Origin of the sequence: Nocardia pseudovaccinii (assembly GCF_050942345.1) — a bacterium.
Lineage (GTDB): Bacteria > Actinomycetota > Actinomycetes > Mycobacteriales > Mycobacteriaceae > Nocardia > Nocardia pseudovaccinii.
In genome coordinates, this window is record NZ_CP192074.1 from 9,786,434 (window position 1) to 9,801,806 (window position 15,373).

A 15,373-nucleotide genomic window follows, 5' to 3' on the forward strand; every position below is an offset into this window, starting at 1 on the left:
GACGGTGATTCGGTATGGTGCGCATGTGATCGACCAGCGCATACGTACTTCGCACGGACGGCTCCGGTGACGAGCGAGACACCGGGCTGGCAGTTCTGGATCGATCGGGGCGGCACATTCACCGATGTGGTGGCCCGTCGCCCCGACGGCGAACTCGTCACGCACAAGCTGCTCTCGGAGAATCCGGCGCGCTATGCCGACTCCGCGGTGGCGGGCATTCGCGAAATCCTCGGCGACGCGGGCGGCACCGCCGATATAGATGCCGTCCGAATGGGCACAACGGTCGCGACCAACGCCCTGCTCGAGCGCAAGGGCGAACGGACCGTGCTGGTCATCACCCGCGGCTTCCGCGACGCACTGCGCATCGCCTATCAGAATCGGCCGCAGATCTTCGCGCGCGAGATCGTGCTGCCGGAGTTGTTGCACGAGCAGGTGATCGAGGTGGACGAGCGCGTCACGGCGGATGGGACGGTGCTGACTGCGCCGGATCTCGACGCACTGGCAGCCGAACTGAAGCCGTTGTACGACAGCGGCATCCGCGCCGTCGCCGTCGTCTGCATGCATTCGCATCTGTATCCCGAACACGAAAAGGTGATCGGCCGGGTCGCCCGCGAGATCGGATTTCCGCAGATCTCGCTGTCCAGCGAGGTGAGCCCGCTGATGAAGCTGGTGCCGCGCGGAGACACCACGGTAGTGGATGCCTATCTCTCACCGGTGCTGCGCCGCTACGTCCAGCAGGTCGCCGACCAGCTCACCGGTGTGCGGCTGATGTTCATGCAGTCCAATGGCGGACTCACCGAGGCCGGGCAGTTCCGCGGTAAGGACGCCATTCTGTCCGGTCCGGCGGGCGGCATCGTCGGCATGGTGCGGATGTCCGAACTCGCCGGTTTCGACCGTGTCATCGGCTTCGATATGGGTGGAACCTCCACGGACGTATCGCATTTCGCGGGCGAGTACGAGCGGGTGTTCATCACGCAGATCGCCGGTGTCCGGTTGCGCGCGCCGATGCTCGATATCCATACCGTGGCGGCGGGTGGCGGTTCGATCCTGCATTTCGACGGCAGCCGCTACCGCGTCGGGCCCGATTCCGCGGGTGCGGCACCCGGACCGGCCTGTTATCGCGGCGGCGGACCGCTGACGGTCACCGATGCCAATGTGATGCTCGGCCGGATCCAATCCGAGTATTTTCCAAGGGTTTTCGGGCCGGATGGCAACGAACCGCTCGATGATGCGCTGGTGCGCAGCCGATTCGCGGAACTGGCCGCCGAAATCGCGCAGAGCACCGGAGACGATCGCACACCGGAGCAGGTCGCCGAGGGCTATCTCGAAATCGCGGTCGCCAATATCGCCGCCGCCATCAAGCGGATCTCGGTGCAGAAGGGCCACGATGTGACCCGCTACGCGCTGACCACCTTCGGCGGTGCGGGCGGCCAACTCGCCTGCAAGGTGGCCGATTCTCTCGGCATTCGCACCGTTGTGGTGCCGCCGATGGCCGGTGTGCTCTCGGCCCTCGGTATCGGTCTCGCCGATACCACCGCGATGCGCGAGCGTTCGGTGGAGTTGCCGCTGCACGAGGATTCGATGGACCGTGTCGGTGCGATCGCCGATGATCTGGAGGCCACCGCTCGCGCCGAACTACTCGGTGAGGATGTACCCGTGCACCGGGTGCGTATCGTGCGGCGCGCCCAGCTGCGCTACGACGGCACCGACACCACGCTCACCGTCGAACTCACCGAACCGGCCGGAATGGCAACGGATTTCGTCGAACGTCACCGCAGCACCTACTCCTTCGTGCTGGACCGCCCGATCGTGATCGAGGCGCTTTCGGTCGAGGCGACCGGGCTCACCGAACCACCCGATCTCGCCGACCTGGCCGGGCCGCGCGTAGCCACCAGCGAGCCGGAGTCGGTACAACTGCACACCGGTGGCGCTCGGCGTGAGGTATTCCTTTATCAGCGTGCGGAATTGGTGCCGAAGAAGGCGGTGCTCGGGCCCGCGATCATTACCGAGGCCAACTCCACCACGGTCGTCGACGACGGCTGGCAGGCCGTGGTGAACGACCTCGGGCATCTGCTCATGGAACGGGTCGCGGCGGTGGCCGGACCAGAGGCGGGCACCGAAGCGGATCCGGTGCTGCTGGAGGTCTTCAACAATCTGTTCATGTCCATCGCCGAGCAGATGGGCGCGCGGCTGGAGTCGACCGCGCAGTCGGTCAATATCAAAGAGCGCCTCGACTTCTCGTGCGCACTCTTCGATCCCGACGGCAATCTCGTCGCCAATGCGCCGCATATTCCGGTCCATCTCGGATCGATGGGCACCAGCGTCAAGGAGGTCATCCGGCGCAGGCAGGCCGGGGGCATGCGCCCCGGCGACACCTATGCCGTCAACGATCCGTACCACGGCGGCACCCATCTACCCGATGTCACGGTGATCACGCCGGTATTCGACACCGCGGGCACCGAGATCCTCTTCTATGTCGCCTCGCGCGGCCACCACGCCGAAATCGGTGGTATCGCGCCCGGTTCGATGCCCGCGAACAGCCGTCGCATCGAGGAGGAAGGTGTCATCTTCGACAACTGGCTGCTCGTCGAGGACGGCCGGTTTCGCGAGGACGAGACGCTGCGCTTGCTCACCGAAGCGCCGTACCCGTCCCGCAATCCGGCCACCAATCTCGCCGATCTGCGCGCCCAGATCGCCGCCAATGCCAAGGGCGTCGAAGAAGTCCGGAAGATGATCGAGCACTTCGGCCTCGATGTCGTCGAGGCGTATATGCGGCATGTGCAGGACAATGCGGAGGAGTCGGTGCGGCGCGTCATCGATGCGCTCGACGACGGCGAATACTCCTATGCGACCGATCTGGGTGCGACCATTCGCGTTCGCGTCACGGTGGATCGGGAAAACCGCAGCGCCACCATCGATTTCAGTGGTACCTCCGCGCAGCTCGACGGTAACTTCAACGCGCCCTATGCCGTTGCGAACGCGGCCGTCCTGTATGTGTTCCGGACGCTGGTCGCCGACGATATCCCGCTCAACGACGGCTGCCTGCGACCACTGCGGATCATCGTGCCGCCCGGTTCGATGCTCGCACCCGAACCGCCCGCCGCGGTCGTCGCGGGCAATGTCGAAACCTCCCAGGCGATTACCGGCGCGCTGTACGCGGCGCTCGGGGTGCAGGCCGAGGGGTCGGGCACGATGAATAACATCACCTTCGGCAATGATCGCAGCCAGTACTACGAGACGATCGGATCCGGATCGGGCGCAGGCGACGGTTTCGACGGCGCTCCGGTGGTCCAGACTCATATGACCAACTCCCGGCTCACCGATCCGGAGGTGCTGGAGTGGCGGCTGCCGGTACTGCTCGAGGAGTTCTCGGTACGCGCGGGGAGCGGAGGCGCCGGTCGATGGCACGGTGGTGACGGTGCGGTGCGTCGGCTGCGATTCACCGAAGCGGTGACGGTCTCGACGCTGTCGAGTCACCGCCGGGTGCCGCCGTACGGCATGGCGGGCGGCGCGCCCGGTGCCCTCGGCCGAAATCGGATCGAGCGTGCCGATGGCACGGTGCAGGACCTGAGCGGGGCGGATTCGGCGCATCTCGAACCCGGGGACGTGCTGGTCATCGAGACGCCTGGCGGCGGCGGGTACGGGAACTGATCGCATTCGACGCGGCGCCCTGGCATCGTTTCCAGAGCGAGGTAGCTCATGTTCGAGTGTGTCACGGCGGAGGGAGGTCAGCTGTCTCATGGCCATGAACGGCACCGAGAACGTATTGCTGGCCGAGGACGACGTCTTCGCGCCGACCGGCGACAAGGCGGTGGAACCGCACCTCGAAGGCATACGGGTCAAGGAAGAGCTGATGCTGAATGCCGATGGGCTCGAAGGCATCTCATTGCGCTACGGGCTGTTCTACGGCGCGGGCGGCACGGAGGCCGTAGTCGAGATGCTGCGCAAGCGGCAGTTGCCGGTGGTGAACGAGCACGGACGGGTGCTGCCGTGGATCAATCTGACCGATGCGGGTGCGGCGGTGGCCCTGGCCGTCGCAGGCGGAAAGCCCGGTGCCGCATACAACATCGTGGACGACGCCCCGCTCAGCTTCAGCGGACATGTCCGGCTGGTCGCCGAAACCTTCGGCACACCAAAGCCGTTCACGCTGCCCGCCTGGATGATGCGGCCCATGTCGTACGCCTACCGCATGACACAGGCCGATATGCGAGTGTCCAACGCCAAGGCGAAGGCGGAACACTCGGTTGGCAGCCCCGCTACCCATCCTGCGCGGACGGCCTGCGTGCCTTGGCCGCCGACCAGCAGGTATAGAACCCTTATCTGAATGCGCACAATTGCCCACTTCGTCACAGCCGCGAACGTGGTCGGGTGCGCCGACGCCAAGTACGCTCGAAGCAATCATGGCCACGTACTTCGATCCGACGTCATGGTCACCGATGCGGGCCGTCGACATGGGTAAACGCCTGTTCGATCAATCATTGCTCGAGCAATGGCTCGCCTACACCACCGCCTGGGTGGATCCATTGGCCGACTTCGGCGCCGGCACCGTGACCGCGCTCATGCCGGACGTGCTGATGACCGTGCTCAGCGAGGGCATTCTCAGCCGGTTCGGCGGCCAGGAGGTCAGCGCCACCCTGCTCGGCCACGATATGCACGCGACGCTGCAGGTGCTGAAGGTGCGCAGGCGCGGCGCGCATTTTCAGACCAAGACCGTACTGTCCCGGCTGCGCTGGGACGACTACCCGATCGAACAGGTCACCGTGATCGCGCACGGCGTCCGGCTGGTGCCCGGGGTGCCGACGAAGGCGCGGGTGCAGCAGCTGGACCTGAACGGAACCGTCACCACCGAGGCGCTCGTCGGCTGGCTCGATAACCAGCAGCGCGATTGGAAACTCGACGTCGACGTGAGCGGATTGATCCGGGCGAAGCATCGAAAACGCCGGATCAGCGCGCTGGTGGAGGCACAGGTGCGCGACAACCTGCTGACCGTCGATATTCACCGGGCGAATTGGCTGGGCATCCGGATCCCGCGCAAGCTGGTCACCGCGCCGGCAATCCTGCTGGATCGGCTACCGAACGACGCGCGCATCGTGCGCGCCACCCGCGAGGGCGATCTGGTCCGGTTCCGGGTGGAGCTGCCGGGGATCACCGGATCGTTCGATCTGGCACAGATCCGCTCGGCCATCGTGGCGGGCACCACGCTGATCATCTTCTGATCGACCGGCGAATTCCCGCTCAGACCTGGGCTTTCCACCATTCCAGCAGCGCGGCCTCGGCCTCGTCCCGGCTCAGCGGTCCGCGATCCAGGCGCAACTCCTTCAGGAACCGCCACGCCTTACCGACCTCCGGACCCGCGGGAATGCCGAGCAGTTCCATGATCGCGTTACCGTCCAGGTCCGGACGCACCCGATCCAGATCCTCCTGCTCCTGCAGTCTGGCGATCCGCGTCTCCAGCTCGTCATAGGTGGCGCGCAGCGCTGCGGCGCGACGCTTGTTGCGGGTGGTGCAGTCGGCGCGGACCAGTTTGTGCAGCCGAGGAAGCAGGTCATCGGCGTCGGTGACGTAGCGGCGCACCGCCGAATCGGTCCACTGTCCCTTGCCGTAGCCGTGAAAACGCAAGTGCAGGAACACCAGTCGCGCCACGTCCTCGGTGAACTGCTTGGGGTACTTGAGCGCGCGCATCCGCTTGCGCACCATCTTCGCGCCGACCACCTCATGGTGATGGAAGCTGACGCCGCCGCCCGGTTCATTGCGCTTGGTATCGGGCTTGCCGATGTCGTGCAGCAGCGCGGCCCAGCGCAGCACCAGATCCGGGTCGCCCTCTTCCAGGTCGATGGCCTGCTGCAACACGGTCAGCGAATGCCAGTAGACATCCTTGTGCTGGTGATGCTCGTCGATCTCCAGCGTCATCGCGGGCACCTCGGGCAGCACCAGCTGGGCCAGGCCCGTCTCGCACATGACGTTGATGCCATCGATCGGATGTGCGGAGGCGATGAGCTTATCCAGCTCGGTGCGCACCCGCTCCGCGGTGATCCGCGCCAACTCACCAGCCATCGCGACGATCGCGACCCGCACCCTCGGCTCCAGTTCGAAGCCGAGCTGCGCGACGAAACGCGCCGCCCGCAGCATGCGCAACGGATCGTCGTTGAACGAATCCTCGGGCGCCGCAGGCGTATCCAGCACTCCGGCGAGCAGCGCGTCCATCCCGCCCAGCGGATCGACGAACTCCAGCGACCCGTCGGCCCCGATCTTCACCGCCATCGCATTGACCGTGAAATCGCGTCGCACCAGATCTCCCTCGAGCGAATCACCGAAGGTGACCTCGGGATTGCGCGACACCCGGTCATAGGTATCGCTGCGGAAGGTGGTGATCTCCAATTGCTGATCGGCCTTCGACGCACTCACCGTGCCGAACGCCAACCCGCCGGTATCCCACAGATGATCGGCCCACCCACGCAACAACTCCTGCACCCGCTCGGGCCTGGCATCGGTGGTGAAATCCAGATCCGTCCCCAACCGCCCGAGCACCGCATCGCGCACACTGCCCCCGACCAGGTACAACTCATACCCCCGCGCGGCGAACAACTCGCCCAGCGGCGTCAACACATCGGACAACTGTCCCAGCGTGACCGCGGCCGCGGCCAGCAATCGGGTACGTCGATCCAACGCTGCATCCTCGGACTTGGGCGAAACCACGAAGTAGCAGCTTACCGAGCCCACACAACCGATATTCCAGCGCAACCCGCGCGGCCGGACATCCTGCGCAGGCTGCCTATATGGGCGGTGTGCGAATCTCCTCTATATAGAAGGCATATGTGTCCAGCCGAGCAGGCGGCACCACTCAACCACAATGGAGCTGTCCGACGAGCAACGTTCGCTCGCGTCGGCGCGAAGGTGTGGTCATCGACTCAGCCGAGTCGTCGATGCGCACGCGTTAATCTCCATCGCTGGGCGAGCACACATCCGACGCCGAAGGTTCCCGCTCAGGCGACCACCACGGAGCGAGTCTTACGAGCGACGTTCGCGGCCCGTCTCGCGTCCGAGCGGCCGAAGCGCATGCGCCGCAGGCGCGAGTCTCGGCCGCTCGGACGCGAGACAGAAGGGGGCCGCGAACACGCAGCGCCGCAGGCGCTGCAAATCCAACACAGTAGGATTGCGTGGTGTCTCCGGCCGATCGCGCGAACAGTCGACGCCGCCAGCCCCGGCGCCGCGGTTCGGCCGCCAACGCGGCGAAACCGCGCATGCGCACGGTACGGGAAACCTCGGCGGGTGGACTCGTCGTCGACGGGTTGGACGGGCCGAGCGATAAACGTAGTGCGGCGCTGATCGGGCGGACCGATCGGCGTGGCAGACTGCTGTGGTCGCTGCCCAAGGGACATATCGAAGAGGGGGAGACGCCCGAGCAGACCGCGATCCGGGAGGTCGCCGAGGAGACCGGAATCAATGGGATAGTGGTCGCCGAACTCGGCAGCATCGATTACTGGTTCGTCACCGAGGGTCGCCGGGTACACAAGACCGTGCATCATTATCTGCTGCGCTCCATCGGTGGTGAGCTCTCCGATGCCGACGTCGAGGTCACGCAGGTGGCGTGGGTTCCGTTGAGCGAATTGGATTCTCGGCTCGCCTATGCCGATGAGCGGCGCCTCGCCGAAGTGGCGAACCGGATGATCGACCGGATGGAGACCGGCAAGAGATGACCCAGACTTTCCGGCATCGCGCAGCGATTCCGTGGGGGGTGGTGGTCGGGCGACGGGCGGCCCTGTTCCGGATCATCGCGGCGGTCCTGACCATTCTCGGCACGGCGACGGCGGTTCCGGTATTGCTCGTCCAGCCCGCCGCCGCCCAGCCGACGACGCCGAATAGTTCGTCGTCGCCGAAATTCCTGAAGCTGACTCTGGATTCGGTGAATCCATCCGCGGTGACCGCCACCAGCGATCCGACGCTGACAGTCGCGGGCACCGTCACCAATATCGGCGATCGGGTGGTCGAGGACATCAGTGTCCGCATCCAACGCGCCGCCGCGGTGTCGGCACCGAGCGCGCTGCGCTCGACCCTGCGCTTGGACCAGGTCAACTACGACGTGACCGGTCCGTTCGAAGATGTTGCCGACCGTTTGAGTCCCGGCCAGCGCAAACAGTTCACGATCAGCATCGCGTTGCGCTCCAGCAGCGGTACGGCCGCGCTCGATATCACCAAGCCCGGCGTCTATCCGCTGCTGCTGAATGTCAACGGGGAACCGGCCTACGGCACCCAGGCCCGCCTCGATGACGCACGGTTCCTGCTCCCGGTGCTGGGTGTACCGCCCGCGGTCGATATCAGCTCGCCGGTACCCGCGGCGCCCGATACCCCGGTGGCGACGACGCTGCTGTGGCCGCTGGCCGACCGCCCTCGGCTGGTCGCCGGTGTCACCGGCCCGCTCAATGGAAAGGCCGAGCTCACCGACGACGAACTGGCCGCATCGCTGGGCAAGGGCGGTCGTCTCGACCAATTGCTCGGTGCCTTGGAATCGGTGCTCGGCACCAATTCGGCCGGTCGCGATCGCACGCTGAACTCGGCGGTCTGCATCGCGATCGATCCGGATCTGCTGATCACCGCACAGGTGATGACCAAGGGTTATCGCGTCCTGGCCAGTCCGTCCGATCCGGACGGTGCGACCAGGGCGGGCACCGGTGCCGATCAGGCCCAGACCTGGCTGGACCGGTTGCGCGCGGTCGCCGCATCGACCTGCACGGTCGCACTGCCGTTCGCACAGGTCGATATCACCGCACTGGCCGCGGTCAACGATGCCGAACTGTCCACGCGAGCGTTGAACGACCCCGCCGATATCGTCGATTCGATCCTGGCCACCAAATCGGTGCGCGGGGTCAGCGTGCCGGATTCCGGCAGTATCGATGAGAGCGCGGGAATGTTGTTGCGCGGCCACGGTTTCGGGACCGCGGTACTGGCCGATAACGCCGCCGTCCCGCTCGGCACCGCCGGTACCTCGACGGATTCGCAGCCGATCACCACCGGACGCGGCGGCGCCGGTAGTCAGGGCACCGCCAACCAGACCACCTCGAGTCAGCCGCTGCCGGAGACGAGCACGCCGGATGTGGTCCGGCTGGCCGAGATCGCCCCGGTTCCCGTCACGCCGGAACCGATACCGGAACCGCAGATCAGCGCCACACCGAGCACATCCGCCACGAGCACATCCGCCCCGACGACGAGTGCGGCACCCTCCGGCACCCAGACCCCACCTGCCGATCCGGCACTGCACGCTGCGACCTTCGATATCTGGTCTGCGACCGCCCTCGCCGCCGTCGGCTCCAACCCGCCCACCCCGTCGTTCACCCCCGCACGCGTCCGCTACGACGTCACCAACGACTCCCGGATGGCCCGCCTGCAGGATGCGCTCGGCGCCATCACCTGGTCCGCGCTGAACCCGGACCCGAGCCGCCCGCGCTCACTGCTGCTGGTGCCGCCCCAGCAGTGGAGCGCGAACCGGGAAGAGGCCACCGCGATCCTGAAGCAGGTCGACCTGCTGCTGCACAACAACCTCGCGACGCCGCGCACGCTCGCCGATCTGGTCGCCGAATCGCCCGACGCGCAGCCCCACGAACCCGACTATCTGCCCCAGGCCGCCCACGACGCGGTTCCGGATCGCTTCGTGCTCCCGGTCCGCGACCAGGGCCGCCGGATCACCGATCTCATGCGTTCGCTTGTCGAGGTGCCCGAGACCGAGCCGACGCCGAACCAATATCTGACCCCGCTGCGCGACGGTCTGCTGCGCGTCCTGACCCTCTCGGACCGGCGCTCCGGCGATTCCGCACAGCCGGACACCTATGCCCAGCGCCGACTCGACCAGACGACACGCACGCTGGACCGGCTTTACGGTTCGGTCACCGTGCTGCCGCCCGGCGGGGTGTACACCTTGGCTTCCGAACAGAGCCCGTTGCTATTGGTCGCACGCAACGATCTGCCGGTCGCCATCCGGGTCCGGTTCCGGATCGAGGCGCCGACGGAGACGAAGATCACCGATCCGGGCGAAGAGACGCTGCCTCCCACCGGAAGCCGGTCGTTCCAGATCCCGACCGAGGTCACCGATAGCCGTAACCTGGTCATTCCGATCTCCCTTACCACGTCCGACGGTGTCCCACTCGGCAATCCCACCTCGGTCTCGGTGCGTTCGAACGCTTACGGTCAGACCTTGGCAATAATTACGGCGTGTGCCGGAATACTGCTGTTCCTGTTGGCCGGGCGCCGGTTGCTGCGTCGGTTCCGCGGACAGCCGGATCCGGCCGACGAGGGTTTCGATCCGGGCACCCGACGCCGGGTGAACAGATACCGACGGGCGCGCAGGCGCGTATTACAGCAGCAGGAGCAGCAGGAGGCGGGATGACGACGAGGACACCTCGCTCGTGCTCGGCTGTCATCGCTGTGTTGATTCGACCGACCTGCGGGCAGTCGGTCGCCTCTGATCGGTACCCGACCCCGCACCACTCATGGCATCGTGGAGGACAATCGCGTAACACCCTGGGCGTCATCGGCCCGGCGGCGGGGGATGGCATGGCGCAGGAGGCACGATGAGCGACGATGATCTATCCGCTCATCGGCAACCACCTGTTGATCGGCCCGACGGACCCCAGGCCCGCCGGGCGCCTTCGGCACCCTGGGAACGGCAACTGGCGCAGCCACCGGCAGAACCGGAGGACGCGGAGATGACTCCCGATGAACATTTCGGCGATTCGCCGCGCGTACCACAGGTGAGTCGGCCGGGTCCGCCGCAGCGGCCGGTGCCGCCGCCGCGTCCGACACCCCGTGTCTCGCAGCCGCCGACCGGGCCGATGGCACCGCCCTCCGGCGCATTGCCCAGGCAACCCCGGCCGCAGCAGCGGCCGGTACCCCGTCCTCCGCAATATCCGGAACCGCAGCAATACCCCGAACCACGGCCACATCCGGGTCAGCAGGCACATCCGGGTCAGCGGCAATACCCGGCGCCGCCGCAGCAGCCCGGTCCGGCCCGGCCGCGTCCGATGCCGCCCGGTCAGCAGATGCCGCCCGGTCAACCGGTACCGGGACCGCCGGGCGCACCACCTCGGGTCCCGCCCCAACGTTTCGCGCCGCCGCCGAACTACCAGGCGCCGCGACCGAGCTATCAGACTCCACCGCCACACCCCCCGGCGACGCGGCAGCCGCCGATCGAACAACAGCGACCGGTCGATCGCCACCAACCCGTCGAACGGCGGCAACCGGTGGAACAGCCGCAACGTCCCGCTCCCCGGGAAGCGGCCAGGCCACGGACCCAGGAATGGCCTGCCGCACCCGCATCGGGCGCGGTCGCCACCGAAACCAAACAGAACGCGAGTTCGCGTCTGCTGCGCGACTCCGGATCGATCGCGATCGCCACCCTGATCAGCCGCGTCACCGGCTTCGGCAAACAGCTGCTGTTGCTGACCGCGCTCGGCCCGGCCGTCGCGAGTGCCTACACCTCGGCCAACCTGATCCCGAATATGATCACCGAGCTCGTCCTCGGCGCGGTCTTGACCGCGATGGTGGTGCCGACGCTGGTGCGCGCCGAACAGGAGGACGACGACGGGGGCGTCGCATTCGTCCGCAGGCTGGTCACCGCCGCCTTCGCGGTGCTCGCCGCGGCCACCCTCTTCGCCGCGGCGGCGACGCCGTTGCTGGCGACCCGGGTCTTCGTCTCCTCGGACGGCAAGGTCAATACCGAACTGACCACGGCGCTGACCTATCTATTGGTGCCCGCCATCCTGTTCTACGGTATGTCGGCGCTGCTCACGGCGATCCTCAATACCCGTCAGAACTTCAAACCCGGGGCCTGGGCACCGGTGCTGAACAACCTCGTCGTGTTGGTCGTGCTCGGTCTCTACGCCCTGACGCCCGGCGAGATCACGCTGGATCCGGTCCGGATGAGCGATCCGAAATTGCTGGTCCTCGGCGGCGGCATCACCCTCGGTGTGGCCACCCAGGCGCTGAGCCTGCTGCCCGCGATCAAGCGCAATCAGATCGATCTGCGGCCGCTGTGGGGTATCGACGCGCGACTCAAGCAGTTCGGCAAGATGGGTTCGGCCATCATCCTGTACGTGGTGATCAGCCAGATCGGTCTGATCGTCTCGAACCACATCGCCTCGACGGCCGATGAGGCAGGCCCGGCGATCTATACCAATGCCTGGCTGCTGCTCCAGCTGCCCTACGGCGTACTCGGTGTCACACTGCTCACCGCGATCATGCCGCGGCTGAGCCGCAACGCGGCCGCCGATGACACTCCCGCCGTCGTGGACGATCTGTCCGTCGCGACCCGCTTGACGATGATCGCCCTCGTTCCGGTGGTCACCTTCCTGACGCTGGCCGGCCCGCAGGTCGGCGAGGCGCTGTTCGGCTATGCGCGGTTCACCGGCGACGCCGCGCGCCTCGGCGAGGCGGTGAGCTGGTCGGCCTTCACGCTGATTCCGTACTCCCTGGTGCTCATCCATCTGCGCGTTTTCTACGCGAGGGAGCAGGCGTGGACGCCGACCTGGATCATCCTCGCCATCACGACGATCAAGATCCTGTTCTCGGCACTTGCGCCCGCGCTGGCGAGCGACAGCGGTCAGGTCGTGAAAATCCTCGGTGTCGCGACCGGACTCGGCTTCCTGGCCGGTGCTGTCATCGGCGGCTATCTGCTGCACCAGAGCCTCGGCGATCTGCGCATGGTCAATGTCGGACGCACGGTTACCCGCGTCCTGCTGTCCTCGATCGCGGGTGGCGCGGTGATGCTCATCGTCGACAAGGTGCTCGGACTCGACCGCCTCTCCGGCGGACCCGGCTCGCTGATCCGGGTGATCGTATCGGCCATTGTGATGTTCGCGGTCGCCTTCGGGCTGATGCGCCTGGCCGGTATCCCGGAGATCGTCGCGATCACCGTCGCCGTCTCCCGGCGCCTCGGCTTCACCCCGCCCGCCCCCGATCTCGATCTCGAGGGTCCGGTCGAGGACGAGTACGCGACACAGGTATTCCGGCGGCCCGAGCCGTATGTGGCATACCCTGGTTTCGACCCGTACATGGATGCCCAAACCATGGTGCTACCCGTGATCCGAGCTCATACCGTTGACAGCACCGGTATGGGTGAGTTCCCGTACCCTGTTCGGCAGAGAAGCACAAGTGGCGAGATCGCCGGAACTTCGACATATCAGGGCGAAGGAGGAACGAGGGTGAGCGACGACGCGGCGCCGGGCGGCGTCCCAGCCGCCGAATCTGCTGCGACCAAGGCAGGCGGGCTCTCCACAGATGTTCCGCCCGCCGGGGAGGCCTCCGATCCCGCATACGCGAATCAGGGTGCCGATAACGGTCCGCCGGAGCATGATTCGGCGCCCGGATCCGGTGAGCAACCGCGGGAGGCCCCGCAGCGCGATCCGATGTACGACACCGGGATGATCCCGATCCCGCCGCAGCTACCGCCGATGGACGACACGGGTCGAAGAACGCCGCGCGGCCCCAAGCTGATTCCGGGCGCTTCCGTAGCGGGCGGCCGCTACCGGCTGCTCGCGAGTCACGGTGGATCCCGCGGACTCAAGTTCTGGCAGGCGCTCGATATCAAGCTCGACCGCGAGGTCGCGCTCACCTTCGTCGACGCCGATCAGAAGGCGACCGACAACTCCGGTCACGACGGTCCGCAGGCCATCCTGTCGCGCACACTGCGCTTGGGCCGGATCAACTCGCCGGGCCTGGCTCGCGTACTCGATGTGGTGCGTGGCAGCTCCGGCGGCATCGTGGTGGCCGAATGGACGCCGGGCCGCTCGCTGCGCGAAATGGCCGAGACGGTGCCGTCGCCGATCGGTGCCGCGCGTGCTATCCGGGCCTTGGCCTCGGCGGCCGAACTGGCCCATCGCGGCGGCGGTTCACTGTCCATCGACCATCCGGACCGGGTCCGGATCAGTGCCACCGGTGATGCGGTGCTCGCGTTCCCTGGCACGCTGTCGGATTCCGACGCGCAATCCGATGTGCGCGGCCTCGGCGCCATGCTCTACGCGCTGATCACCGCACGCTGGCCGATCCGTGCCGGTGGCATGACCGGTACGGCAGCGACGGTGGGCGGTTTGCGGCTGGCCGATTTCGGTTCCGACGGCACCCCCGTCGAACCGCGGCAGATCCGGCCCGAGGTGCCGTTCGAGATCTCGGCGGTCGCGGTCCGTTCGCTGGAATCGAACAAGGGTGTGCGCACCGCCGCGACCGTGCAGCATGTGCTCGAACAGGCCTCGGTGGTCGATCAGAAGACCGATTTCATCCCGGTGCTGCGCCTCGGTCAGCGTCCGTCGAGCGGCGCCGAGGAATCGCTCGCCGATCCGGAATTGCTTGCGGCGGAACGGGAACGCTCGCAGCGGATGATGTGGATCATGGTCGGGCTCGGCATTCTGGCCGCGCTCGTGGTCGGCATCATCATCTGGTGGATGGTCAGCGTCTTCGCGCCGAGCGCCTCGGACGCACCGCTCAACGAGCAGCGCAATATCGGCCTCACCACGAACAGTTCACCCGCGCCCGCGCCCACTTCCGGTGGTACGACGGGGACGGCCGCGGGTGGGGTGCCGGTTCCGGTGACGAGTGTGTCGGTGTTCTCCCCGGAGGGCACACCCGACAATGTCAGCGGTACCGGTGCGGTGCTCGATCACGATCCGAGCACCGTCTGGCGCACCGATCAGTACTTCCAGCAGTTCCCGGCGCTCAAGAAGGGCGTCGGGCTGCTGGCCACCCTGCCGAGTCCGGCCAAGCTGACGAGCGTCTCGATCGAATCGCCGAGTACGGGCACCTCGGTCGAGATCCGGACCTCCCCGACGGCCTCGCCCACGCTGGACCAGACCCAGCTGATCGGCTCGGCGCGACTAGAGAACGGCATCACCGAAATCCCGGTCCGCAGCGATCAGGCGGCCCGCTATGTGCTCGTATGGATCACCGGACTCGGCAATTCCGGTGGCCAGTTCCAGACCTCGATCGCCGACCTGCGTTTCGACGCCGCGCCGTAAGCGCCGCTCAGCTCTGCCGCTCGCCGCACGTGTCCGCCCCGTGCTCATCCGCCTTCCCGAATTCTTCAGGCCATACAAGTAAGTGCCGCGACAGCTGCGTTCAGGTCCAGCGTCGCCTGCCTGGCTCGGTTTCGGGCGTCCCCGGCGAGTTACCCATGTACTTGCGAAATCAGTTGTCACCTTCCCGCAGTTCGGATCCGCTGTGCTCCAAGTGGTCTGGTTGCTGCCAATTCTTTACTGACGATATGATCTAGCCGCGCTCTCACTCAGGGGGAGCTCCCCGGGTTCTGGTTGTTCGATCCTGGATGCTGCGAAATTTCGATGGTGGTCGCTCGTGTCCGTCATCGCCGTGAGAGCTGTCCAAGGGGTTGGTTTTG

7 protein-coding genes are annotated in these 15,373 nt (G+C 66.6%); 6 read left to right on the top strand and 1 reads right to left on the bottom strand.

The window, feature by feature from the left end; all coding sequences use genetic code 11:
- Positions 1-66: 66 nt before the first annotated feature.
- The 3 genes from ACQPZ2_RS43915 (at position 67) to ACQPZ2_RS43925 (ending at position 5,216) form a co-directional block, all read left to right on the top strand.
- On the top strand, positions 67-3,651 hold the full coding sequence (locus tag ACQPZ2_RS43915) for a hydantoinase B/oxoprolinase family protein (protein WP_433523699.1): 3,585 nt from the start codon (positions 67-69) through the stop codon (positions 3,649-3,651).
- 88 nt (positions 3,652-3,739) lie between these two features.
- Positions 3,740-4,324 (top strand): hypothetical protein, encoded by a 585-nt coding sequence (locus ACQPZ2_RS43920; RefSeq protein WP_433523700.1) that lies wholly within the window; start codon positions 3,740-3,742, stop codon positions 4,322-4,324.
- A 76-nt stretch (positions 4,325-4,400) separates the two neighbouring features.
- Positions 4,401-5,216: a hypothetical protein gene (locus ACQPZ2_RS43925; protein WP_433523701.1), complete on the top strand. Its 816-nt coding sequence runs from the start codon at positions 4,401-4,403 to the stop codon at positions 5,214-5,216.
- Between the two features lie 19 nt (positions 5,217-5,235).
- On the opposite strand, the gene ACQPZ2_RS43930 is transcribed toward ACQPZ2_RS43925, so the two are convergent.
- A complete protein-coding gene (locus ACQPZ2_RS43930; RefSeq protein ID WP_433523702.1) occupies positions 5,236-6,666 on the bottom strand; it encodes a CCA tRNA nucleotidyltransferase in 1,431 nt (476 codons plus the stop codon).
- Between the two features lie 494 nt (positions 6,667-7,160).
- Between ACQPZ2_RS43930 and ACQPZ2_RS43935 the strand changes: the two genes are divergently transcribed.
- From ACQPZ2_RS43935 to ACQPZ2_RS43945, 3 genes are all read left to right on the top strand, one after another.
- Positions 7,161-7,697 (top strand): NUDIX hydrolase, encoded by a 537-nt coding sequence (locus ACQPZ2_RS43935; RefSeq protein WP_062981726.1) that lies wholly within the window; start codon positions 7,161-7,163, stop codon positions 7,695-7,697.
- Positions 7,694-10,378 carry a DUF6049 family protein gene (locus ACQPZ2_RS43940; protein WP_433523703.1) on the top strand — a complete coding sequence of 895 codons (2,685 nt, stop codon included), beginning with the start codon at positions 7,694-7,696 and terminating at the stop codon, positions 10,376-10,378. The genes ACQPZ2_RS43935 and ACQPZ2_RS43940 overlap by 4 nt, the downstream gene beginning before the upstream one ends.
- A 319-nt stretch (positions 10,379-10,697) precedes the next feature.
- On the top strand, positions 10,698-14,996 hold the full coding sequence (locus ACQPZ2_RS43945; RefSeq protein WP_433523704.1) for a lipid II flippase MurJ: 4,299 nt from the start codon (positions 10,698-10,700) through the stop codon (positions 14,994-14,996).
- Positions 14,997-15,373: the final 377 nt, after the last annotated feature.

Coding starts and splice junctions, on each gene's coding strand:
- ACQPZ2_RS43920 (WP_433523700.1), top strand. CDS start 3,740: ATGGCCATGAACGGCACCGAGAACGTATTGCTGGCCGAGGACGACGTC.
- ACQPZ2_RS43925 (WP_433523701.1), top strand. CDS start 4,401: ATGGCCACGTACTTCGATCCGACGTCATGGTCACCGATGCGGGCCGTC.
- ACQPZ2_RS43940 (WP_433523703.1), top strand. CDS start 7,694: ATGACCCAGACTTTCCGGCATCGCGCAGCGATTCCGTGGGGGGTGGTG.
- ACQPZ2_RS43945 (WP_433523704.1), top strand. CDS start 10,698: ATGACTCCCGATGAACATTTCGGCGATTCGCCGCGCGTACCACAGGTG.